At 62.7% G+C, this 21,463-nt stretch carries 19 protein-coding genes; 2 read left to right on the top strand and 17 right to left on the bottom strand.

Annotated elements, in window-relative coordinates; translation table 11 throughout:
* Window positions 1-18: 18 nt before the first annotated feature.
* The 4 genes from N7568_RS04300 to N7568_RS04285 form a co-directional block, all read right to left on the bottom strand.
* Entirely contained in the window at window positions 19-1,041 is a 1,023-nt protein-coding gene (locus N7568_RS04300) for a Gfo/Idh/MocA family oxidoreductase (protein ID WP_261608669.1), read from the bottom strand.
* A gap of 94 nt (window positions 1,042-1,135) precedes the next feature.
* Complete coding sequence (locus tag N7568_RS04295; RefSeq protein ID WP_261608668.1) at window positions 1,136-2,062, bottom strand: ATP-binding cassette domain-containing protein; 927 nt, start codon at window positions 2,060-2,062, stop codon at window positions 1,136-1,138.
* 12 nt (window positions 2,063-2,074) lie between these two features.
* A complete protein-coding gene (locus N7568_RS04290; protein WP_261608667.1) occupies window positions 2,075-3,124 on the bottom strand; it encodes an ABC transporter permease in 1,050 nt (349 codons plus the stop codon).
* Window positions 3,125-3,180: 56 nt separating this feature from the next.
* Entirely contained in the window at window positions 3,181-4,176 is a 996-nt protein-coding gene (locus N7568_RS04285) for a substrate-binding domain-containing protein (protein WP_261608666.1), read from the bottom strand.
* Between the two features lie 318 nt (window positions 4,177-4,494).
* Between N7568_RS04285 and N7568_RS04280 the strand changes: the two genes are divergently transcribed.
* Together N7568_RS04280 and iolB are read left to right on the top strand one after the other, a co-directional pair.
* Complete coding sequence (locus tag N7568_RS04280; protein ID WP_231343410.1) at window positions 4,495-5,235, top strand: GntR family transcriptional regulator; 741 nt, start codon at window positions 4,495-4,497, stop codon at window positions 5,233-5,235.
* A 17-nt stretch (window positions 5,236-5,252) separates the two neighbouring features.
* Complete coding sequence (gene iolB, locus N7568_RS04275; RefSeq protein WP_261608665.1) at window positions 5,253-6,146, top strand: 5-deoxy-glucuronate isomerase; 894 nt, start codon at window positions 5,253-5,255, stop codon at window positions 6,144-6,146.
* Window positions 6,147-6,211: 65 nt separating this feature from the next.
* On the opposite strand, the gene N7568_RS04270 is transcribed toward iolB, so the two are convergent.
* The 13 genes from N7568_RS04270 to N7568_RS04210 form a co-directional block, all read right to left on the bottom strand.
* A complete protein-coding gene (locus tag N7568_RS04270) occupies window positions 6,212-7,660 on the bottom strand; it encodes a sugar porter family MFS transporter (protein WP_261608664.1) in 1,449 nt (482 codons plus the stop codon).
* 23 nt (window positions 7,661-7,683) lie between these two features.
* Entirely contained in the window at window positions 7,684-8,556 is an 873-nt protein-coding gene (locus N7568_RS04265; RefSeq protein ID WP_261608663.1) for a sugar phosphate isomerase/epimerase family protein, read from the bottom strand.
* 10 nt (window positions 8,557-8,566) lie between these two features.
* Window positions 8,567-9,580, bottom strand: a complete 1,014-nt coding sequence (locus tag N7568_RS04260) for a Gfo/Idh/MocA family protein (protein WP_261608662.1) — start codon at window positions 9,578-9,580, stop codon at window positions 8,567-8,569.
* Window positions 9,581-9,630: 50 nt separating this feature from the next.
* The gene (locus N7568_RS04255; protein ID WP_261608661.1) at window positions 9,631-10,548 is read right to left on the bottom strand and encodes a sugar phosphate isomerase/epimerase family protein; all 918 of its coding nucleotides are present in this window, start codon (window positions 10,546-10,548) and stop codon (window positions 9,631-9,633) included.
* Window positions 10,549-10,581: 33 nt separating this feature from the next.
* Window positions 10,582-12,093 carry a CoA-acylating methylmalonate-semialdehyde dehydrogenase gene (locus N7568_RS04250; protein ID WP_261608660.1) on the bottom strand — a complete coding sequence of 504 codons (1,512 nt, stop codon included), beginning with the start codon at window positions 12,091-12,093 and terminating at the stop codon, window positions 10,582-10,584.
* A 30-nt stretch (window positions 12,094-12,123) separates the two neighbouring features.
* A complete protein-coding gene (gene iolD / locus N7568_RS04245) occupies window positions 12,124-14,070 on the bottom strand; it encodes a 3D-(3,5/4)-trihydroxycyclohexane-1,2-dione acylhydrolase (decyclizing) (RefSeq protein ID WP_261608659.1) in 1,947 nt (648 codons plus the stop codon).
* 6 nt (window positions 14,071-14,076) lie between these two features.
* Window positions 14,077-15,051, bottom strand: coding sequence for a Cgl0159 family (beta/alpha)8-fold protein (locus N7568_RS04240; RefSeq protein WP_261608658.1), 975 nt, complete (start codon window positions 15,049-15,051; stop codon window positions 14,077-14,079).
* Window positions 15,048-16,067, bottom strand: a complete 1,020-nt coding sequence (gene iolC, locus N7568_RS04235) for a 5-dehydro-2-deoxygluconokinase (RefSeq protein WP_231339568.1) — start codon at window positions 16,065-16,067, stop codon at window positions 15,048-15,050. Before iolC ends, N7568_RS04240 begins: the two co-directional genes overlap by 4 nt.
* 161 nt (window positions 16,068-16,228) lie before the next feature.
* Window positions 16,229-16,633: a tautomerase family protein gene (locus N7568_RS04230; RefSeq protein WP_261608657.1), complete on the bottom strand. Its 405-nt coding sequence runs from the start codon at window positions 16,631-16,633 to the stop codon at window positions 16,229-16,231.
* A gap of 211 nt (window positions 16,634-16,844) precedes the next feature.
* Window positions 16,845-17,747, bottom strand: a complete 903-nt coding sequence (gene sucD, locus N7568_RS04225) for a succinate--CoA ligase subunit alpha (protein ID WP_089593936.1) — start codon at window positions 17,745-17,747, stop codon at window positions 16,845-16,847.
* 11 nt (window positions 17,748-17,758) lie between these two features.
* Window positions 17,759-18,928, bottom strand: coding sequence for an ADP-forming succinate--CoA ligase subunit beta (sucC, locus tag N7568_RS04220; protein ID WP_062070670.1), 1,170 nt, complete (start codon window positions 18,926-18,928; stop codon window positions 17,759-17,761).
* Window positions 18,929-19,192: 264 nt separating this feature from the next.
* Window positions 19,193-19,882 carry a hypothetical protein gene (locus N7568_RS04215; RefSeq protein ID WP_261608656.1) on the bottom strand — a complete coding sequence of 230 codons (690 nt, stop codon included), beginning with the start codon at window positions 19,880-19,882 and terminating at the stop codon, window positions 19,193-19,195.
* Window positions 19,883-19,904: 22 nt separating this feature from the next.
* Window positions 19,905-21,329, bottom strand: coding sequence for a putative Ig domain-containing protein (locus N7568_RS04210; RefSeq protein WP_261608655.1), 1,425 nt, complete (start codon window positions 21,327-21,329; stop codon window positions 19,905-19,907).
* Window positions 21,330-21,463 lie beyond the last annotated feature (134 nt).

Here is a 21,463-nt window from a genome sequence, read left to right as displayed (position 1 = left end):
CAGCCATGTCCCAACCCTCTACGGGGCAACCTTTACCGGGGCGCCTTTCTCCAAGGACTCCTGCGCAGCGTCTGCCACCTTCGAGGCCGCGACAGCATCTTCGGGAGTGCAGGGGTTCTTGCGCTGGCCAAGCACAAGTTCCACGAACGCGGCCATCTCTGAGCGATACGCCTGATCGAAGCGCTCGGCGAAGGTGGTATGGGAGGCACCGGTGGGGAATTCGACTCCGGGTTCGGCTGACCGCAAGGCCATCTGCTGGTCCATTCCCACAAGCACGGAGCGCTCGGAGCCTTGGAGTTCCAGCCGGACATCATGCCCGGCCCCGTTGTATCGGCTGGCCGATACCGTGCCTACCGTGCCGTCGTCGAAAGTCACCAAAGCCAGGGCGGTATCGACGTCGCCAACCTCACCGATGGCCGGGTCGCCGTTATTGGAGCCCTTGGCATAGACCTCCACGATTTCCTTGCCGGTGAGCCAACGGAGGATGTCGAAGTCGTGGACGGAGCAGTCCCGGAACAACCCGCCGGACGTGGCAAGGAATTGGACTGGTGGCGGGGTCATATCGCACGTGACGGCCCGAACCGAGTGGATCCATCCGAGTTCACCGGCCTCATAGGAGCGCTTGGCTTCCAGATAGCCTGCGTCAAAACGGCGCTGGTGGCCGATCTGCACTACTCCAGCCTTCTCACGGATGTAGTCAAGGACCGGGAGGGACTCCGCCACGTTCACGGCTACCGGTTTTTCGCAGAACACCGGGATGCCGGCGTCCACTCCGGCACGGATGAGGTCCGGGTGGGTTGCCGTGCCCGTAGCGATGACCAGGCCGTCAACGCCTGAGGCAATGAGCTCTTCCACCGAGCCAAAGAACTCCGCTCCTGAATCCGCGGCCACGGAGCGGGCGTGCTCCTCTGCCACGTCTGTGAGTTTTAGGTGGACCTGGTAACCGTCCTGGCTCAGGGCTTCGTTGAGCGCGCTGATGTTCTTCGCGTGCATCACGCCGATCCGGCCAACACCCACCAGGCCGAGGGTTACTACCTTCATGTCTTCCTCCATAAGTCCGTCGAAATATGTACGGCCAAACGCCATGGAAAGACCCCGGCTGACAAGCATCGGCCGGGGTCGCTCCGCGGAAAGTTCAGTGCCGTTTGGTTGGGCTGCCCGACGTCGGGTCAGTAACTCCAGCTACTTCGGCTTTGACTTCTTCGAGGGCATCCGAATGCCCACCGAGCTGCTCCAGCTCGTGGGCCAATTCGGCCAGCTCGGCGCCGCCGGCCATCTGGGCCGTCAGCTCATCCAAGGTGATGTCCTTCTTGTCGTAGTAGCCGATCGATTTGCCGCGCTTGAGCAGGAGGAACCGATCACCCACGGGGAAGGCGTGGTGCGGGTTGTGGGTAATGAAGATGACGCCCAGCCCGCGGTCGCGGGCCTGCAGGATGTAGCGGAGCACGACGCCGGACTGCTTGACACCCAGCGCGGCCGTCGGTTCGTCCAGGATCAGCACTTTCGCTCCGAAGTACACCGCACGGGCGATCGCGACACACTGGCGCTCACCGCCGGAGAGCTGGCCGATGGGTTGCTCAACATCGCGCAGGTCGATGCCCATGTCCGCGAGTTCCTTCTTGGTGATGTCCTTCATCTTCTGGACATCCATGCTCTTGAACGGCCCAAACCCGCTGGTCAGCTCAGAGCCAAGGAAGAAGTTGCGCCAGATGGGCATCAACGGGACCACCGCCAAGTCCTGGTAGACGGTGGCGATACCGGCATCCAAGGCCTCACGGGGCGAAGAGAACTTTCGGGCGTCGCCCATCACGTGCAGGGTGCCCTCATCATGTTGGTGCAGGCCCGCGATGATCTTGATGAGCGTGGACTTGCCCGCGCCGTTGTCGCCCAGGACGCAAGTGACCCGGCCGTTGTCCACGGCCATGGTCACATCACGCAAGGCGATGATGTTGCCATAGTGCTTGCCCACAGCCTCAAGCGAAAGCAGGTGGACCGGTGTGTGGGTCAAGGGATCCTTCTCGTCTTTGAGCAGAGTCTGCTGGTCAATCTGGTGTGCATTCATTGTTCCGGTCCTTTACTTGAGCTCTGCCCGGCGCTTGACGATCAGGTTGACGATGGTGGCCAGCAGGAGCATCAAGCCCAGGAAGAACTTGAACCAGTCTGGATTCCATTGTGCGTACACGATGCCCTTGTTGGCCATGCCAAAGATAAAGGCACCGATGGCGCCACCCACGGCCGACCCGTAGCCACCGGTCAGGAGGCAGCCGCCAATGACGGCGGCGATGATGTACAGGAACTCGTTGCCCACGCCCTCACCCGACTGCACCGAATCGAAGGCGAAGAGGTTGTGCATGCCCAGGATCCAGCCACAGAAGCCCACGGCCATGAACAGTCCAATTTTGGTCTTTGTCACCGGGACGCCCACAGCCCGGGCTGCATTGGCGTCGCCGCCCACTGCGAAGATCCAGTTGCCAACGCGGGTTCGGAGCAGAATCCAGGAGGCAACGGCCACCAGGGCGATCCAGATGAACACCGTGATCTTCACTTCCACGCCCCCGATGGACACCGAGGAAGCGAAGACGGCACGGGCGGATTCAAAACCATCCATGGTGGAGATCGACGGCGATGATACGGAGCCGCCGATAAGTCGCGTCAGGCCGAGGTTGAGCCCGGTCAGCATCAGGAAGGTGGCAAGCGTGACGATGAAGCTGGGCAGCTTGGTCTTGACCAGGATCCAGCCGTTGATGAGGCCGATTCCCAGCGATACCACCAGCGCCAGGCCTACGCCCACCCAGACGTTGGTGGTGAAGTACCAGCTGAACAGCGAGGCCGTCAGCGCCGAAGAGATGACGGCAACACCGGTGGAGAGGTCGAACTCGCCGCCAATCATCAGCAACGAAACACCCACAGCCATGATGCCGATGGTGGAGCTGCCGTAGAGGACGGTAGCGAAGGCGTTCGGTTGGATGAAGGTCTGCGACACCGACGCGAAAAAGATGAAGAGGACAATAGCTCCAACCAGTGCACCAACTTCGGGGCGGCCCAGGAGCTTCTGAAGAGGGTTGCGTTGGCCTACGCGTTCGTCACCCAGCGCGGGTTTTGATGCGGTTTCAGTCAAAGTCATGATCATTCTCCTTTGGTGCGTGGCCCGGCATCACTGCCGGGCCACGCGGCCTGGGTTTAGCGAATACCCTGCTGGGCGAACGTGAGGGCGCTGGCAGCTGCATCCTTGTCCACGATGGTGGGCCCGGTCAGCACAGGCTGCCCGCCACCGATCTTGAAACCGCCACGCTTTGCCTGCCACAGGGAGTCCACGGCACCGTAGCCCTGCAGCCACGGCTGCTGGTCCACAGTGAACAGCACACTGCCTTCCGAGATCTTCTGTGCAAGCTCAGCGTTCATATCAAAGGAAGCCACCTTGGCACTGCTTCCGGCGCTCTCCACGGCCTTGAGGATGGTCAAGGTGAACGGCGCGCCCAGACCTATGACGACGTCCGCGTCCGAGGTGGCCTGCAGCTTTGCCGTGACGGTAGATGACACCTGGGTCATGTCTGTACCGGTAACGTAGAGGATTTCGGTTGCGGGGACTTTTTCCTTGACGCCGGCGCAACGGGCTTCCAGCCCAACGTGCCCTTGTTCCTGGATCACGCAGACTGGGTGCTTGATGCCAAGGGACGCAAGCTTCTCACCAGCAGCTGCGCCAGCGAGCCGCTCATTTGACCCGAAGTGTGTGAACGCGCCCAATTGTGCGGAAACAGATTCTCCTGCGTTGAGGCTGACCACAGGAATACCCGCATCGGTAGCCTTTTTGATGGCGTCTTTCAGCGCATCGGGCTTAGCCAGTGTTACGGCGATGCCATCAACTTTCTGGTCAACAGCTTGTTCGATCAGTTGAGCCTGCCGTCCACCTTCAGGATCGGAAGTGTAGAGGAGTTCCACGTTGTCCTTGGCCGAGGCCTCCTCGGCACCCTTGCGCACGATGTCCCAGAACGTATCTCCAGGGGCAGCGTGCGTAATGAGGGCAATCTTGATTCGCTCGGTGCTGGCAACCTGGCCGCCGGCTGCGCCCCCGCCGGTATCAGCCGGCCTGCCACCCTGGCTGGAGCAGGCGCTCAGTGCCACCAAGGGAACCACTGCTGCGACCACTGCCGCTGTGCGCCATGAGAATTTTGCCACCGTTATCTCCTTTGATGTCAGGTTCAGGCCTCCGGAGACTCGTACCCGGATGACCTGCTACTCAGATCATGGTGACTCGCCTCACACTTTGTCAAGAGTTTGTCCTGACATTAGGATGTTTTAACGTAACCTTCTCGAGCGGAAGGCCTCACGGCCCCGCCCGGTGGCGATTTCCTTGACGGCCGCACCCCGGCTGCTATTATCAGAAAAAGGCAATATGTCCTATCAAGAGAACATGAGCGGACATACGCATCCATCCGGCACAGGAGCCGCAACCCGCTCCCCGCCCGGCCTTCAGCAGGCGTCTAGGAGAATCCAGTGGCGAACCAACTCAGTCTCAGCATCGATCGTTCGTCCCCCGTGCCCCTCTACCATCAGGTGGTCCAGGGCATCGAGGCCGCGATCCACAGCGGCATCCTGGAACCCGGCAGCCGCCTGGACAACGAGATCGACCTCGCAGCCCAGCTCAACCTGTCCCGCCCCACCATGCGCAAGGCCATGGACGAGCTCGTCCGCGCCGGACTATTGGTCCGCAAACGCGGTGTGGGAACGCAGGTGGTCTCCAGCCAGGTCCGTCGCCCGCTGGAACTCTCAAGCCTCTACGACGACCTCAGCAACAACGGCAAGAAGCCCACCACCGAGGTCCTGAGCTTCTCCCACGTGGAGGCAGACCCCCTCACGCTCGCAGCTCTCCAACTACCTGCCGGGTCCAAGGTCTACCACTTCACCCGTCTGCGCAAAGTGGGCGGCAAACCCTTGGCGCTCATGGAGAACTGGGTCCGCGACGACATCACCAGCATCGATGAAGCCCAGCTCGCCAAGGAAGGGCTTTACGCCATCCTCCGGCGTGGAGGCGTGAACTTCCGGCTGGCTTCCCAACGCATCGGCGCCATGATCGCCAATGACTACCAGGCTCCCCTCCTCGAAGCCGAGGCGGGCTCAGCACTGGTCACCATGGAACGCACGGCGGTGGACGACACCGGACGCATGGTGGAAACCGGCCACCACGTCTACCGCGCCGACTCCTACAGCTTTGAAATGACACTCGTACAGCGCTAACACAAGGACAACTACTTATGGCCAACTGGGTATACCCGCTGGGAACAGCCAACGACGGCAAATGGGACATCTCGCTGGGGACTTCCGATTCCACCCAGGCCATTGACGGCTGGGCCCACACTGGCCTGAAGGTCGCGACGCTCGCCGCAGACGCCGCCGTCGAACTTCCCGCCGCTGCGGAAGAGCGCATCGTGGTCCCGCTGAGTGGCTCGTTTACCGTGACAGTCGACGACGACGAGTACCGCCTCGCGGGTCGGCAGTCGGTTTTCCACGGGCCAAGCGACGTCCTGTACACGGGTATCGACAAGGCCGTCACCATCAGCTCGAACGACGGCGGCCGGGTTGCGGTCGCGACCGCACCGGCCAAGGCCGGGTACCCCACGCGCCTGATCACGGCGGCGGAAACTCCCGTGGAGCTGCGCGGAGCAGGCAACTGCTCACGCCAGGTCCACAATTTCGGCACCCCTGCCGCCCTGGAAGCCGACCGCTTCATCGTCTGCGAAGTCATCACCCCCGCTGGCAACTGGTCCTCCTATCCTCCCCATAAGCACGATGAGGAGAAGGAGGGCGAGACCAGCCTCGAAGAGATCTACTACTTCGAAACCCGCGTGGCGCCTGAATCCCCGGCACCGGAAGACTCCGACGCCATCGGCTACGCGCGTGTGTACGCATCCGACGAACGGCCCATTGACGTCTCTGCGGAGGTCCGCACGGGCGACGTCGTGCTGGTGCCATATGGCTGGCACGGTCCGGCCATGGCTGCCCCCGGCTACGACCTCTACTACCTCAACGTCATGGCCGGCCCCGGACGTGTCCGTGATTGGCTCATCAGCGACGACCCCCACCATGGCTGGATCCGACAGACCTGGGAAGGCCAGGACATCGATCCCAGGCTCCCCTTCGGCGCCTGATCCCTACAGCGAAGGCCCCCTGGATTTCCAGGGGGCCTTCGCTGTGTGCTCTTGAACTGGTGCGGCTAAGCCTGCGCGCGGGCCTTGAAGAACTCTTCCAGTTGCTCCAGGCTCTTGCCCTTGGTTTCCGGCATGGAGCGCTTCACCCAGGCAATGGCCACCAGCTGCAGCGCGACAAACACCAGGAACGTGACAGAGACACCCATCCACGCCACCATCTGCGGGAAGAAGAAGCCCACCATGAAGTTGAAGATCCACAGCACGAACACGCAGATGCCCATGGCCACGCCGCGGACATGCATGGGAAAGATCTCGGACAACGTCAGCCAGGTGACTGTGCCAATGCACGATTGCATGGAGGCCAGGAACGTCACCATGAACAGCAGCACGAGGTAGGCCCGCAGCATTCCCTCGGGAACGGCGAACGAGATCACTGAAATGGCTGTCAGGGACACCGCCGTGCCGCACAGGCCACCAATCAGCATTGCTTTCCGGGGAAGCCTGGTCATCATCCACATACCCACGATCACGGCCACCACGGACGTCACACCGTTCACTACGTTGGCCAACAACGCACCCTGGTCGCCGAAACCCGACGAAGAAAGAATGGATGTGCCGTAGTACATGATGGCGTTCACGCCACTGATCTGGTTGATCACCGCAAGCCCCAGGCCCACCACGAAAATCTTGCGGACCCACGGCACCGTCAGATCTTTGAAGGACCCCATCCTGGACTGGTAATCCTCGCGGGCGGCGCGGCGGACGTCGTCGAACTCCCCGGAAACTTCGCCGGCAGCGCGGGTGCGCCGCAGAACGTCCATCACCTCGCCGAAGCGGCCGGCGGACGCGAGCCACCGCGGGCTCTCCGGCAGCACCAACATTCCGAACCATAGAATAACGGCGGGAAGCGTGGCAATCACCAGCATCCAGCGCCACACATGCATTTCATTTGGGAACAGGTTGCCCAGCACGGCGTTGAACGTAAAGGCCAGGAACTGTCCGGTGACGATCATGAGTTCGTTCTGCGTGACGATCCTGCCGCGTTGCGCGGCCGGCGACATTTCCGCCAGATAAACGGGAACGATCACCGAGGCACCGCCGACGGCGAGACCCAGGACTGTGCGGGCAAGGACCAGGAGCTCGGTGCCGGGCGCCAACGAGCAGCCCACTGTCGCAAGGGCGAAGATCACGGCCAGGCCCATGATGGTCTTGCGTCTGCCGAATCGGTCGGACAGCCGCCCTGCACTGATCGCGCCGAAGGCCGCGCCGAACAGCAGGGTGGAGGTGACGAGGCCCTCGGTCAGCGGCGTCAGGCCAAGGTCCTTCTGCATGAACGGCAGAGCACCATTGATCACACCGGTGTCGTAGCCAAACAGCAGTCCGCCGAAGGTGGAGAACAACGCCACTTTGCGGAGGAACTTCTTGGGATTGGCCGGTTTGCCGGTCTTCCCGGAAGTGGCGGGAAGGACAGCTGGCCGACCAGCTTCGGTCTCGATTGAAGGAGGAGTGCTCATAGCTTCCTTTTCTCGCTGCCTGCTCAGTTTGTCCGGGCCACGTAGTCGACCATCGACTTGAGCTGGTAGCGGGATACGTCTTCCGCGTTGTCGTCTTCGGCGAACACTGAGGACACCATCACGGTGTTCTCTTTATCCAGGAACCCGATCTCTTTGAGCCCGCCAAAGAACTCGTCCCAGTTCACGTCGCCGTCACCAATCTTCAGGTGCTGGTGGACGCGGACAGCGTTGCCGGGCGGGTTGGTGATGTACCTCAGGCCGTGGGAAGCGTGATGGTTCATGGTGTCCGAGACGTGGACCAAGCGCAACTTGTCTCCAGCGGCCCGCATGATCTCCAGCGGCTTGTTGCCCATGTGGAACGTGTGCGAGGCAACGTAGACCAGGCCGATGTTCGGCGAGTTGATGCCGCGAATGACACGCAGGGCGGCCAAGCCGTCCTCCACAAAATCGTCCGGGTGCGGATCGATCAGGACGTCCATACCTTCCCGTTCGATGATTGGCAGCAGTTCTTCCATGGAGCGGAAGAACGCGCGCTCGGACTCCTCGGCTTTCTCCGGGCGGCCGCTGAACTCCGTGTTCATGGTTTGGACGCCCAGGTCCACGGCGATCTGGATGGCACGCTTCCAATAGCGGACGGCAGCTTCGCGGGCGTCCTCGTCCGGACCGGACCAGCGCAGCACAGGCAAGACGGAAGCGATGTCGACGCCGGCGTCCTTACACGCTGCCTTCAGCTTCCCGACCAGTTCGTCATCGGCCTTGGGGTGGTTGTAGAAGGGGATGAGGTCCGCGTGCGGAGTCATCTGGAGGTACTTGTAGCCAAGGTCGGCCGCAACGCGTGGGAATTCCAACAGGCTGTGGCTGTGGTGGAACGGAGTAGGGTCCAGTGCGATCTTCATGGTCAATCCCCTACTTGTAGAGATCCGGCTTGGTGTTCAGCTGAACCTTGACTTTCTCGCCGGACTTCTGGGCCTCGATGCCGGCCTCGCAGCACGCGGCGGTTGCGTAACCGTCCCAGGCGGTGGGACCGCCGATGTCACCGCGGAGGGCGGCGTCCACCCAAGCCTGCACCTCGACGTCGTACGCCGCACCGAAACGCTCCTCAAAGCCGGGGGTGACGTTGCCGCCCCACTTGCCCGCGGACAGGACGTAGGGGCCGTTGTCACCGCCGATGCTCACGATGCCGTCCTCGAAGGACGCCTGCGTGGTCACCTGATAACCGAACTTGGCGTTGACGTAGATTTCGACGTCGGCCAACACACCGGACTCGGTTTCCAGCAGCACGTGCTGGGGGTCGTGCTGGCCGTTCGGCGCGTTGCGCGTTGCCTTGCCCAGGCGGACCTGCACGGAGGTGATTTCCTCACCGGTGAAGTAGCGGATCGCGTCGAACTCGTGGACCACGGAGTCGTTGATCAGCATCTCGTTGGTGAAGCCCTCAGGCGTGGTCGGGTTGCGGTGCTGGTGGTGCAACATCAAGAGCTCCCCCAATTCGCTTTTGCGGATGATCGCACCCAACGCCGAGTACTCGGCATCGAAGCGGCGCATGAAGCCCACCTGAATGCGCTTGTGCCCCAGCGCCTGCTCAGCCTGGACCACCTTCCATGCGCTTTCGGCGTCCGGCGTCAGCGGCTTCTCGCACAGGATCGGGAAGTCCTTCTCCAATGCCTTGTAGAGAATCTCCTCGTGGAGGAATCCCGGGGTGGCGATCAGCACGGCGTTGACGTCGCCGTTGTTGAGTGCCTCGTCGGCGCTGGCCAGCGCCACGGCACCATCAATGCCTTCGATGGCAACCTGTGCGCGTGCAAGGTCGACGTCGACGACGGCGGCCACTTCAGCGCCGTGGATGCGGGTACTGAGGCGCTTGATGTGATCCGCACCCATGCGGCCTGCGCCGATAACGGCAACGCGGAGAGTCTTTGTCACTGTATCTGTCCTTCGTGGGGTTCTTGGCTGGAACGGCGTTACTGGCCGTATTACTGGACGCGGGTGCGGGATCCGCAGGAGAGCAGGTAGTTGCGGGTGCGCTTGGCAATCGGCATCGGCACATCGAACGCTACCGGGTACATGTCCTGCTCCACGATGCCGAAGATGGGCCGGTTGAGCGCTTCCACCGCTTCGATGACGGCGCGCAGGTCCGGGAGGCCGTTCGGCGGCTCCGTCATCACGCCGGCCAGGTTGGCGGCTGCCCAGGTCATGTTCTTCTCATTAACCTCGGCCAGGATCCCAGGGTTGATCTGCTTGAGGTGCAGGTAGCCGATGCGGTCCGGGTAGTTCTTGATGAGTTCCAGGCTGGAGGCGCCGCAGTATTCAGCGTGGCCCGTGTCCAGGCAGAGGTTGAGGTACTGCGGATCGGTCGCTGCCAGCAGGGTCTCGATGTCCTTTTGCGCACCGACGTGCGAGTCGGCGTGGGAGTGGAACTGCTGGTGCAGGCCGAAGTCCTCCAGCAGGACTTTGCCCATGCGATTGTGGCCGGCGAACAGGTCTGCCCACTGCCCGCCCGTGAGTTCGCCGTTTTCCACGGCCTCGCCCGTGACATCGTCGCGCCACATCGCGGGAATGACCACGATGTGTTCGCCGCCCATGGCTGCCGTCAGTTCTGCAACCCTGCGGGCCGGCTCCCACGCTTCGTCATACTGCCTGGCGCCGCGGTGGAAGGCTGTGAAGACAGTTCCTGCGGTGACCTTGAGGTCCCGCTGCTTCAATTCTTCCGCCAAGCGGGTGGGATCGTTGGGCAGGTAGCCGTACGGACCCAGTTCAATCCACTTGTAGCCGGACTCTGCAACCTCATCCAGGAACCGTTCCCACGGTGTCTGCTGGGGATCATCGGCGAACCAGACGCCCCAGGAGTCGGGCGCGGTGCCGATGATCAGCTTATTCTCGACATCAGTCATGACAGCGTTGTCCTTCTTTGCAGCGGTACGGATTCAGTTGGAGGGGAAGTTGTACGAGGCGCCGGAGGCGTGGGTGGGTTCGGGCCAGCGTGAGGTGATGACCTTGCCGCGGGTGTAGAAGGAGACACCTTCGGGGCCGTAGATGTGCTTGTCGCCGAAGAGGGAGTTCTTCCAGCCGCCGAAGGAGTGGTAGGCCACCGGAACAGGCAGCGGCACATTGATGCCCACCATGCCCACAGTCACGGAACGCTGGAACTTCCGTGCTGCAGCGCCGTTGGAGGTAAAGATCGCCGTCCCGTTGCCGTAGGGGTTTGAGTTGATCAGTCGGATGCCTTCGTCCAAGTCCGCCACACGGACCACCACCAGGACCGGGCCGAAGATTTCCTCGGTGTACGCGGTCATTTCGGCCGTGACGTGGTCGATCACGGTAGGCCCAACCCAGAAACCATCTTCGTGGCCGGGGACCACCAGGTCGCGGCCGTCCACCACCATTGCGGCGCCGGCGGTTTCGGCTTCGGTGACGATCTTGACGATGCGTTCCTTGGAGGCCGGGGTGATGACCGGGCCCATCTCGGCGTCGGGCTCGGTGCCATTGGCGACCTTCACGGCCAGGGCGCGTTCCTCGACCTTCTTCACGATCAGATCCGCAGCGTCCCCCACAGCAACGGCGACGGAGATGGCCATGCAGCGCTCCCCCGCGGAGCCGAAAGCAGCAGCAGCGAGGTGGTCAGCGGCGTTGTCCAGGTCCGCGTCGGGCATCACGATGGCGTGGTTCTTCGCCCCGCCCAGCGCCTGAACCCTTTTGCCGTGCTTGGTGGCGGTCTCGTGGACATACTGGGCGATCGGAGTGGACCCAACAAACGAGATGCCGTCCACGTCCGGGTGGGTCAGCAACCCATCGACGGTTTCCTTGCCGCCGTGCAGGACCTGGAACACGCCATCGGGCAGGCCGGCCTGCTTCCAGAGCTTGGCCAGCAGCATCGGGGCGGACGGGTCACGCTCGGAAGGCTTAAGGATGAAGGCGTTGCCCGTGGCGATGGCCATCGGTGCCATCCACAACGGCACCATGACCGGGAAGTTGAACGGCGTGATACCTGCCACCACGCCCAAGGGTTCGCGGAAGGAGAAGACATCAATGCCGGTAGAGACCTGGTCGGAGTAGTCGCCCTTGAGTAGCTGCGGGATGCCACAGGCGAACTCGATGACCTCCAGGCCACGGCCGATCTCACCCTTCGCGTCGGAAAGGACCTTGCCGTGCTCGGCGGTGATCAGCTCCGCGAGTTCGTCCACGTGCGCTGCGACGAGTTCACGGAACTTGAACAACACGGCGGTGCGCTTGGCCAGGGAAATATCGCCCCAGGAATCAGCTGCCGCGCGGGCCGCCGCGACGGTTGCGTTCAGGTCTGCCTCGTTGGCCAGACGCAGTTCAGCCGAAACCCGCCCTGTGGCCGGGTTGTACACCGGCTGGGTGCGGTCCCCATCGCCTGTGGTTTCAGCGCCGTTGATGAAGTGGTGAATGGTGGCCAGTGTGGTCGTCGTCGTCATTGTGCGGACTTCCTTTTAGTCTTTGGGATTTCAGCCGAGCAGCTTGCGCTGGCGGTTCTTGTGGTCGGTGTACGTCTTGTAGGCCTGCTGGGTGGATTCGAGGTCTGAAACCTGCGAGACGGGAACGTCCCACCAGGACTCCGAGCCCGGGGCGTCCAACAGAGGATCGGACTCGACATGGATGACAATCGGGCCACTTTCCGGGGCTGCTTTGGCTTCCTTAATGGCAGCGCCGAGTGCCTCGATGACGTTCTCCCCCGGTTCGATCCGGATGACCTTGGCGCCCAGGGATTCTGCATTGGTGGCGAGGTCGATGGGCAGGTTCTCACCGGCGTCAAAGCTGTGCTGTTCCTTGTCCAGGACGCGGTACTGCGTGCCGAAGCGCTGCGAGCCAAGGGACTCGGACAGCGAACCGATGGAGGCGTAACCGTGGTTCTGGATCAGGACCACGATCAGTTTGATGCGTTCGGCGACGGCGGTGACCAGTTCGGTGTGCATCATCAGGTAGGAGCCGTCCCCCACCATGACCACCACATCCCTGTCCGGGCCACCGGCGGCGGCTTCGGCCAGAGCGGCACGCTTGACGCCCAGGCCGCCGGGGATTTCGTAGCCCATGCAGGAGTATGCGTACTCCACGTGGTAGCCGAACGGGTCACGGACGCGCCACATCTTGTGCAGGTCACCAGGCAGTGAACCTGCAGCGCAGATGACAACGTCGTGGTCATCCATGGCCTTGTTGGTGGCGCCAATGATCTCGTTCTGGGCCGGAAGCGGCGTGTAGCGGGTCTCGAAGGCCTCGTCCACGGTCGCGTCCCAGCGCTTCTTCTCCGCTGCGACCTTCTCTTCCAGATCGGCGCCGACCCGGTAACCGCCCAGTGCCTTGTTGAGTTTCACCAGTGCCTTGCGGGCGTCAGCGACGATCGGCAGCATGGTGCCGTGCTTGTATGCATCAATCGCGGCGACGTTGATGTTCACGAACTTCACGTCCGGGTTCTGGAACGCCGTCCGGGATGCCGTGGTGAAGTCCTCGTACCGCGTACCGATCCCAATGATGAGGTCCGCCTCGGCAGCGATGGCGTTGGCCGCCGTCGTGCCCGTTGAACCGATCGCACCGAGGGAGTGCTTGTGGTCCCACGGCAGGACACCGACGCCTGCTTGGGTGTTGCCTACCGGAATGCCGGTCACTTCAGCAAACTTCGCGAGTTCGTCGTTGGCATACGCGTAGAGGACGCCGCCGCCGGCGATGATCAGCGGGCGCTTGGCTGCGCGGATGGCCTCGACTGCGCGGCGAATGTCGTCATCCTCGGCCTCAGGACGGCGGATCCGCCATTCACGCTCGGCCAGGAACTCTTCCGGGACGTCGAAGGCCTCAGCCTGGACATCCTGCGGCAGCGAAATGGTCACCGCGCCGGTCTCGGCAGGATCCGTCAGGACACGCAGTCCGTGGTGGAACGCGGAGAACAACTGCTCCGGACGGGAGACCCTGTCGAAGAACTTGGACAACGGACGGAAAGCATCATTGACCGTGATGTCGTACGCGTACGGCAACTCCAACTGCTGGAGCACAGGATCTGCGGCGCGGGTGGCGAACGTGTCACTGGGCAGCAGCAGCACCGGCAGGCGGTTGGTGGTGGCCAGGGCGGCACCGGTCAGCAAGTTGGAGGACCCCGGGCCGATGGAGGTGCTGATCGCGAACGTCTGGCGGCGACGCGTGTGCCGCGCGTAACCAACAGCCTGATGTACCTGCGCCTGCTCATTCCGGCCTTGGTAGTACGGCATGATCGACGGGTCCGCGGCTTGGTACTGCTTCAGGGCCTGCCCCACGCCGGCAACGTTGCCGTGCCCGAAAATACCGAACGTGCCCGGAATCAGGCGCTCACGGTAGTCGACGCCGTTGATCGCATCGACGGTGTACTGCTTGGAAAGAAACTCGACCACGGCCTGCGCCACAGTCATCCGACGGGTTGCTGTTCCCATGGGTCTTTACTCCGATACTTTCACGGGGATGCGGTCTGACGCTGAGTGCTCTGAAGCGCCCTGTTCAACGATCGCGGGCGCTGACGCCGTGTTGTTCAGCAGCGAGGCGGCCGTAGCAACGGCCCCTGCCACGTCGTCGTCGTGCGGGTAAAGCAGCGTCCGCCCAACCGTGAGGCCGCGAACGCCCGGAAGCGCGAGAGCTGCCTGCCAGCTGGCGAATACTTCATCCTGGGTGCCGCTGGGGTCGCCGCCCAACAGCACGGTAGGCAAAGTAGTGGAGGCCATAACGCGTTCCATCTCGTCCACTACCGGCAGTTTCATCCACGTGTAGGCGCTGGTGGAGCCAAGGCCCTCGGCGATACCGACGGATTTGATGACGGCGTCCGCACGGAGGTCGTTGCGGACCTTGCCGTGGGAATCGCGAACGGAGAGGAACGGCTCCACCATGGCGATGAGCTTTCGCGCAGCAAGCGAATCGATCGCCTTGGCAGTCGCTTCGAGCGTGGCCACCGTGTCCGGGTCGCCAAGGCAGATGCGGGTGAGCATCTTGCCGCCATCGGCGCCAAGGGCCTGCAACGCAGCCGCCGTATGTCCGGTGAATCGGTCGTCGAATTCGTTGACCAGGCCGGCCAGCCCTCCGCGGTTCATGGAACCGAAGACAAGTTTGCCTTCCAGGGCGCCCAGGAGCAGGAGGTCGTCCATGATGTCCGGCGAAGCCAGGATGCCGTCCACTGCCGGGTTGGCCAAGGCGATCTGCAGGCGGTCCAGGAGGTCGCGGCGATCAGCCATGGCCATAGGCTGCGTACCCACGGAGAGGGCGCCGCGGGCAGGGTGGTCGGCAGCGACGATGAAATTCTGGACGCCGTGCTTCAGGCCGGGATGTTTGCGGCGGGTGGCCGCAGCGCGGGCAACAGCCTCGGGGTCCTCGAGCCTGATCCGGCTCAAGTGCTCGTAACGGCGGGGATCATCGTTGAGGCTCAACGCACTGCTCCTTCTGGAATGGTGGCGGAGGCTGCAAGTGTGGCACCGGGGATGGGCCGACCGCGTTCCGCGAGCAGCGAGGTGACCTCCTCCGGCGTCGGCATCGCGTCCGCGCACGACAGGCGGGAGGCTACGATCGCTCCGGAAGCGTTGGCGTAATCCAGGACCTCGGACAGAGGCCAACCGGACAGCAGGCCGTGGCAGAACGCGCCACCGAAGGAGTCACCGGCGCCCAGGCCGTTGACGGTTTCCACCGGGACGGGCGCCGAGACGACGCGCTCGGTGCGGGTCTTGGCCATGACACCTTCCGGCCCGAGCTTCACGACGGCGATTTCGACGCCGGCGGCCAGCAGGCGATCCGCTTGTTCGTCGGGAGTTCCCTCGCCAACCGCTACGGCGCATTCCTTGTCGTTGCCGATGGCGACAGTCACGTGCGGGAGGACTTTGGCGACTTCGGCGCGGGCTTCCTCTTCCGAGGCCCAGAACATTGGGCGGTAGTCCAGGTCCAGGATGGTGAACTGGCCATCCTTCAGGCCCGTGCGCGGACGGGCCTCGTGCGCCGCGATGTGAGCGCTTCGGCTCGGCTCCTGGCAGAGGCCGGTGACGGTGGACCAGAAGATCCCGGTGTTCCTGATGGCTTCCAGGTCCAGTTCCTCTGCCTTGATCTGCAGGTCCGGGGCTGTCGGGAAGCGGCCATAAAAGTAGAGTGGGAAGTCTTCCGGAGGCTTGATGGCGCAGAAGGTCACAGCCGTGGGGTACTCCTTGACCGGGGAGACGAAGGTGTCGTCCACGTTGAACTTGTGGAGCTCCCGGTGGAGGTAGTTGCCGAAGGCGTCGTCGCCGGTGCGGGTTATGACGCCGGTGCGGCGGCCGTGGCGTGCCGCAGCAACGGCCACATTGGAGGGTGAGCCTCCGAGGTATTTGCCGAAGGACGTAACATCCTCCAGGTCAACTCCGATGTCATTCGGGTAGATATCAACGCTGATGCGCCCGATCGTGAGTAGTTCGTGGGTCACGGTGATCGTTGACCTTTCTCTTGTGAACTCTGAACCTTGAGCGCTGGGCCCCAATGCCTTGCCACCCCTGAGTGAGCGAGGCCACATGACTACTTTGCCTCAGATTTCATGTCCTGTCAAAGGTTTGTACTGACATATTTACAACATGACACCCGGGAGGGTTACTTGCGCGGAACGGCCAATTCTCCCGTGACATACTGGCTCCGCCCGAAGCCGAAGGACCAGTCCCCGGGCGAGTTCTCCACATAGCCCACAAAGACGTCCTCTCCGACAATGCCAAGCCCGGCCAGTCCGCTCGCGATCGCTTCGAAGAGCGAGCTCTTGGCCATTTGGCTGCGGCCGCCTTGGGTAAAGATCTGGATCATCACAACGCCGGACGTGCGCTCAAAACCCAGCCCTGCATCCTGCGCCACAATCTGGCCCTGCGGATGCTCCGTGAGGATGTGGAAGTAGTCCCGCTCGGGAATCCCATACTCGGCAAGGATCGCATCGTGGATAGCGCGGCTCAGCCCCGCCAACTCTTCCGGCGAACGGCCCTGGTTGACGTCGATTCGAACAAGTGGCATGGTCGGCCTCCTCAGTAGTTTGTCCTTACATACTAACAAACTAATGGTGCGGGGATGCAACAAAGGCCCCTCCGGATCTCCCGGGTGGGCCTTTGGCTTTTCATGGATGGACGCGTCAGCTACGTCCGCTTAAAGTACGACGACGGCCCGGTACCTTCCGTGGGAAGGCGCCGGGCCGTCGTCGTACTGCTTGTGCCTTGCGGCCGAAAACCTAGAGCGTTGCGAAAACTTCGCGCAGCAGCTTGGCGGTCTCGGACGGCGTCTTGCCGACCTTCACGCCAGCGGCTTCGAGAGCTTCCTTCTTGGCCTGGGCCGTGCCCGCGGAGCCGGAAACGATGGCGCCTGCGTGGCCCATGGTCTTGCCCTCGGGAGCGGTGAAGCCGGCAACGTAGCCCACAACCGGCTTGGTGACGTTGGCCTTGATGAAGTCAGCAGCGCGCTCTTCAGCGTCGCCACCGATCTCACCGATCATGACGATTGCCTTGGTCTCGGGGTCGGCTTCGAACGCAGCCAGGGCGTCGATGTGCGTGGTGCCGATGACGGGGTCGCCACCGATGCCGATCGCGGTGGAGAAGCCGAGGTCGCGGAGTTCGTACATCATCTGGTAGGTCAAGGTACCGGACTTGGACACGAGGCCGATGGGGCCCTTGCCCGTGATGTTCGCCGGGGTGATGCCAACCAGGGCTTCGCCCGGGGTGATGATGCCGGGGCAGTTCGGCCCGATGATGCGGGTGATCTGCTTGCCGTCAGCGTCAACCTTGGACTGGGCCAGCGCCCAGAATTCGGCGGAGTCCTGAACCGGAACGCCTTCGGTGATGACCACAACGAGGCCGATGCCGGCTTCGATTGCTTCAACAACGGCGTCCTTGGTGAATGCCGGCGGGACGAAGACGATGGAGACGTCTGCGCCGGTTTCAGCGATGGCTTCCTTGACGGTGCCGAAGACGTTGATTTCCTTGTCGCCGTGCAGGACCGTGGTGCCGGCCTTGCGGGCGTTGACGCCACCAACAATGTTGGTGCCGGCCTTGAGCATCAGGGCGGTGTGCTTGGTGCCCTCGCCGCCGGTGATGCCCTGAACGATGACCTTGGAGTCTTTGTTGAGGTAGATAGACATTGTCGCGTCCCTTACTTAGCTGCGTTGGCGAGCTCGGCAGCCTTATCGGCGCCCTCGTCCATGGTGGCGGCCAGGGTAACCAGCGGGTGGTTGGCCTCGGTCAGGATGCGGCGGCCTTCCTCAACGTTGTTGCCGTCGAGGCGGACTACCAGCGGCTTGTTCGCGGAGGAACCAAGCTCTGCAAGCGCACCCACGATGCCCTTTGCCACAGCGTCACACGCAGTGATGCCACCGAAGACGTTCACGAACACGCTCTTGACCTGGGAATCGCCAAGGATGACGTCCAGCCCGTTGGCCATGACCTCGGCGGAAGCTCCACCGCCGATGTCCAGGAAGTTGGCGGGCTTGACGTTGCCGTGGTTCTCACCGGCGTAAGCAACGACGTCGAGGGTGGACATCACAAGACCGGCGCCGTTGCCGATGATGCCTACTTCGCCGTCCAGCTTGACGTAGTTGAGGTCCTGGGCCTTGGCCTTGGCCTCCAGCGGGTCAGCTGCATCCTTGTCTTCCAACGTGGAGTGGTGCACGTGGCGGAAGTCAGCGTTCTCGTCCAGGGAGACCTTGCCGTCGAGGGCAACGATCTCGCCTGCGCCGGTACGGACCAGCGGGTTGACCTCAACCAGGGTTGCGTCTTCCTTCTTGAAGACATCCCAGAGCTTCAGAATGACGTCGGCCACTTTGCCGCGCAGTTCTTCGGCGAAACCTGCAGCTGCGACGATCTCGTCAGCCTTGGCCTGGTCGATGCCCACAGCGGGGTCGATGGCGATCTTGGCCAGGGCCTCGGGACGCTCGACGGCAAGCTGCTCGATCTCCATGCCGCCTTCTACGGAGCACATGGCCAGGTAGTTGCGGTTGGCACGGTCCAGAAGGACCGAGAAGTAGAACTCTTCGGCGATGTCGGCGCCCTGGGCGATCATCACCTTGTTGACGGTGTGGCCCTTGATGTCCATGCCCAGGATGTTGGTGGAGTGCTCAAGTGCCTCTTCGGCAGTCTTGGCAACCTTGACGCCGCCAGCCTTGCCGCGGCCACCAACCTTAACCTGTGCCTTGACGACAGTTACGCCGCCGATCTTCTCGGCAGCTGCCTTTGCTTCTTCAGGAGTGTGCGCCACGATGCCGGCGAGCACGGGTACACCGTGCGCCTCGAACATATCGCGCGCCTGATATTCAAACAGGTCCACGGTTTAGTGTCCTTCTACGTCGAAGTAGTTTTCTGTTCAGCCGGGAACCGCGATGACCGCGATAGCCAGCTGCGGAAAGTACGCGGTAACAACCAGGATTGAAGCCGGTCACATTGCGTAAGGTCCTCTCGGAACTTTAGCCCTTTGAGGAGTCCCGCCAGCTACACACTACCCGTTAAGTGAGTAACCTTACACTTCTATCGGATGTAGAAAAACCGCATACTGACGCGGTTTTTGGGCTGTTGGGCTGGAATCCGGAGCCGCTTAGGACCCCTGTTTCAGGTTCCCGCCCACCGTCTTGCCGCCGTCGGAAATCAGCTGGTATCCCTCCCGGGTCACGAAGAACGCCACCCCACCGGAGACGTTTCCGCAGGCAACGCCCCCGTTATACGCCGAGCACCGCAAGCCATTCCGCTCGATGTTCTGCCCGTCCGGCAACTCCCGGAGCTTGGAGATGGGACCACTTCGGCTTCCCTTGGGCCCATACTCGGACTCCATTTGTGTTACGCCGGAACGACACGAGCCGTAGACGGCCTTGTCCGGAGAAAGGAGCACCGTGCCACCCAAGTAGCCAAGGCCGGTTCCGGCGCAGTCGTCAGCGATGTCATCAAGATCCGGCTTGGCGTACTTAGCCAGTTCGCAGTGCACCACGGGCACCACCGCGAACTTGTTGTTGGCGGCGTCCGAGTACGAATTGGCCTCGTAGGGCAGGTTGAGGTGGCCGCCGCGTGAGGACGTCATGGCGCACACAATGTTCCGGTCCTCCGTGACGAAGGCGGTGACATCCTCGCCCGCGGACAGCGTGGTCTGCCCAGTGACGGGGACCTGTTGGAGCTGTTCCAGGGGCGCCAGGGGCGCCGGCGGAACGTAATCCGGATCCTTGGTTGCGAAGGAGCATCCTGTGGCCAACACCATGAGCACCGCAGCAAGAATCCCCAGAACAGTCCGTCGCATGCCACCAATTATGCCGGTAACCTCACGCCGGACTGCCTCGGCGGCGCCGGAGGCTGTTGAAGACCATCAGTGCGGCGCCCGCGGCCAGCAGGGCCGCGGCAGCCCACAGAATGGTGTGCAGCCTTTCGGACTCCAGGCCGGTCGCCGCAAGTTCAGCGCTGGTAAGTTCAGCGCCCGACGCCGGGACCACTGCTCCTGCCGGAGTCACCGCCGCCGGAGGTGCTGGAACTGCCGAAGCAGGCGGCGGGTTCTCCGCGGGTGGCCGGGTGGCCAGGACCGTCACCGTTGTCCAGAAAATGCGCTGCTTCAGCTGATCAGAGTCGCGGACCCACACAGCAATGCTGAAACTGCCAACACGGGTTGGTATCCCCGTGAGGAATCCGTTCGCATCCACCTCCAAACCCTCCGGCCAGGGATCGCTCGACGACAGACCTCCGGCAAAGTGCCTCCGCGTGGAGTAGCCGAAGACGTAGGGGGCTACTCCCCCGGAGGCCTCTGCGATCTTGGCCGAGTAGGGCTCACCCAAGACAGCTGACGGAACCTGAAAACCAGTGGTCTGCATTCCCAAGGCATGGACGATGATGCTGAACGTCTTGTCCGTGTAACCGAACCGGTCCTGGACACGAAAGGTAAATCCATAGGTACCCGGAGTGGTCGGCACCCCGGAAACTGATGACTCGCGGAGCTCAAGACCGGGCGGCAGTTGCCCGGAAACGACTGAAAATTTGGTGTGTTCAGGGTCTGAACGATAAAAACCAAGGACCTCGTCGTAGTTCCTCCCCACCACGCCGTCGTCAAACGAGCCCAACCCCGGGTACGACTCGTCATCGGATACGTGAACGTTGGGTGGGTAGTAGGTCTTGATATTGATGTAGATCTGTTCAGTCAGTGTTTGCCGGGGATCCGAGGAATCCGAAACAGTGACGGACGGCGATGGGCTATACAGCCCAGTGGGTGTTCCTGTGAAGCTCAGGGTCGCGGGGTCGAAAACCAAACCTGCCGGTACATCGCTCGCCACAACGGTGTACGGTGCGGTGCCGCCAATAACCTGGAGCTGAGCCTCAAACGGTTTGCCGATAAAAGCGAGGTCCTCGCTGATCTTGACCGACAACGGGGCCGTCGCCTCAATGACGGCTTGTGCGACGGCGGGTGGCTGGGTCTCGGCAGGGCTGACGGTTGGCGACGGGGTCGCCAACGAAGCGCCGGGGGCTGAGGGACCCGCACTGGCCGTTGGGCCGTCCGTGGGCGTCGGGCTGGCCGTCGGCGTCGGACTGGCGGTCCGCGTCGGACTGGCGGTTGCTGCCGATTCGCTGGACGACGCTGACGGCTCCGCATCGGCTAGCCCAGGCTGAGCGAACTGGAGCGCCAGGGCGCTCGCCACGGCCCCAACCAGCAGCAGCCTCGCGGCCTTGGCAAATAATCGACGTTCCCCTACAAAAGCGCCCACGCGCGTCCTCCCCCACAGGAATACAACCTTTTTGGCGTTGCAAGGTGGGGCAGCAAAACAGACGTCGGCCCCAGTGCAACGCCCGGTCAGTCTAGGGGTGTGCCGGGTTCAAAACAATGGCCGGCTGCCGCTAC

It is taken from the genome of Paenarthrobacter aurescens, assembly GCF_025421775.1.
In the GTDB taxonomy this organism is placed as follows: domain Bacteria; phylum Actinomycetota; class Actinomycetes; order Actinomycetales; family Micrococcaceae; genus Arthrobacter; species Arthrobacter aurescens_B.
The sequence above is the reverse complement of the archived record's forward strand: the minus strand, read 5'-3'. Positions and strand labels throughout refer to the sequence as shown.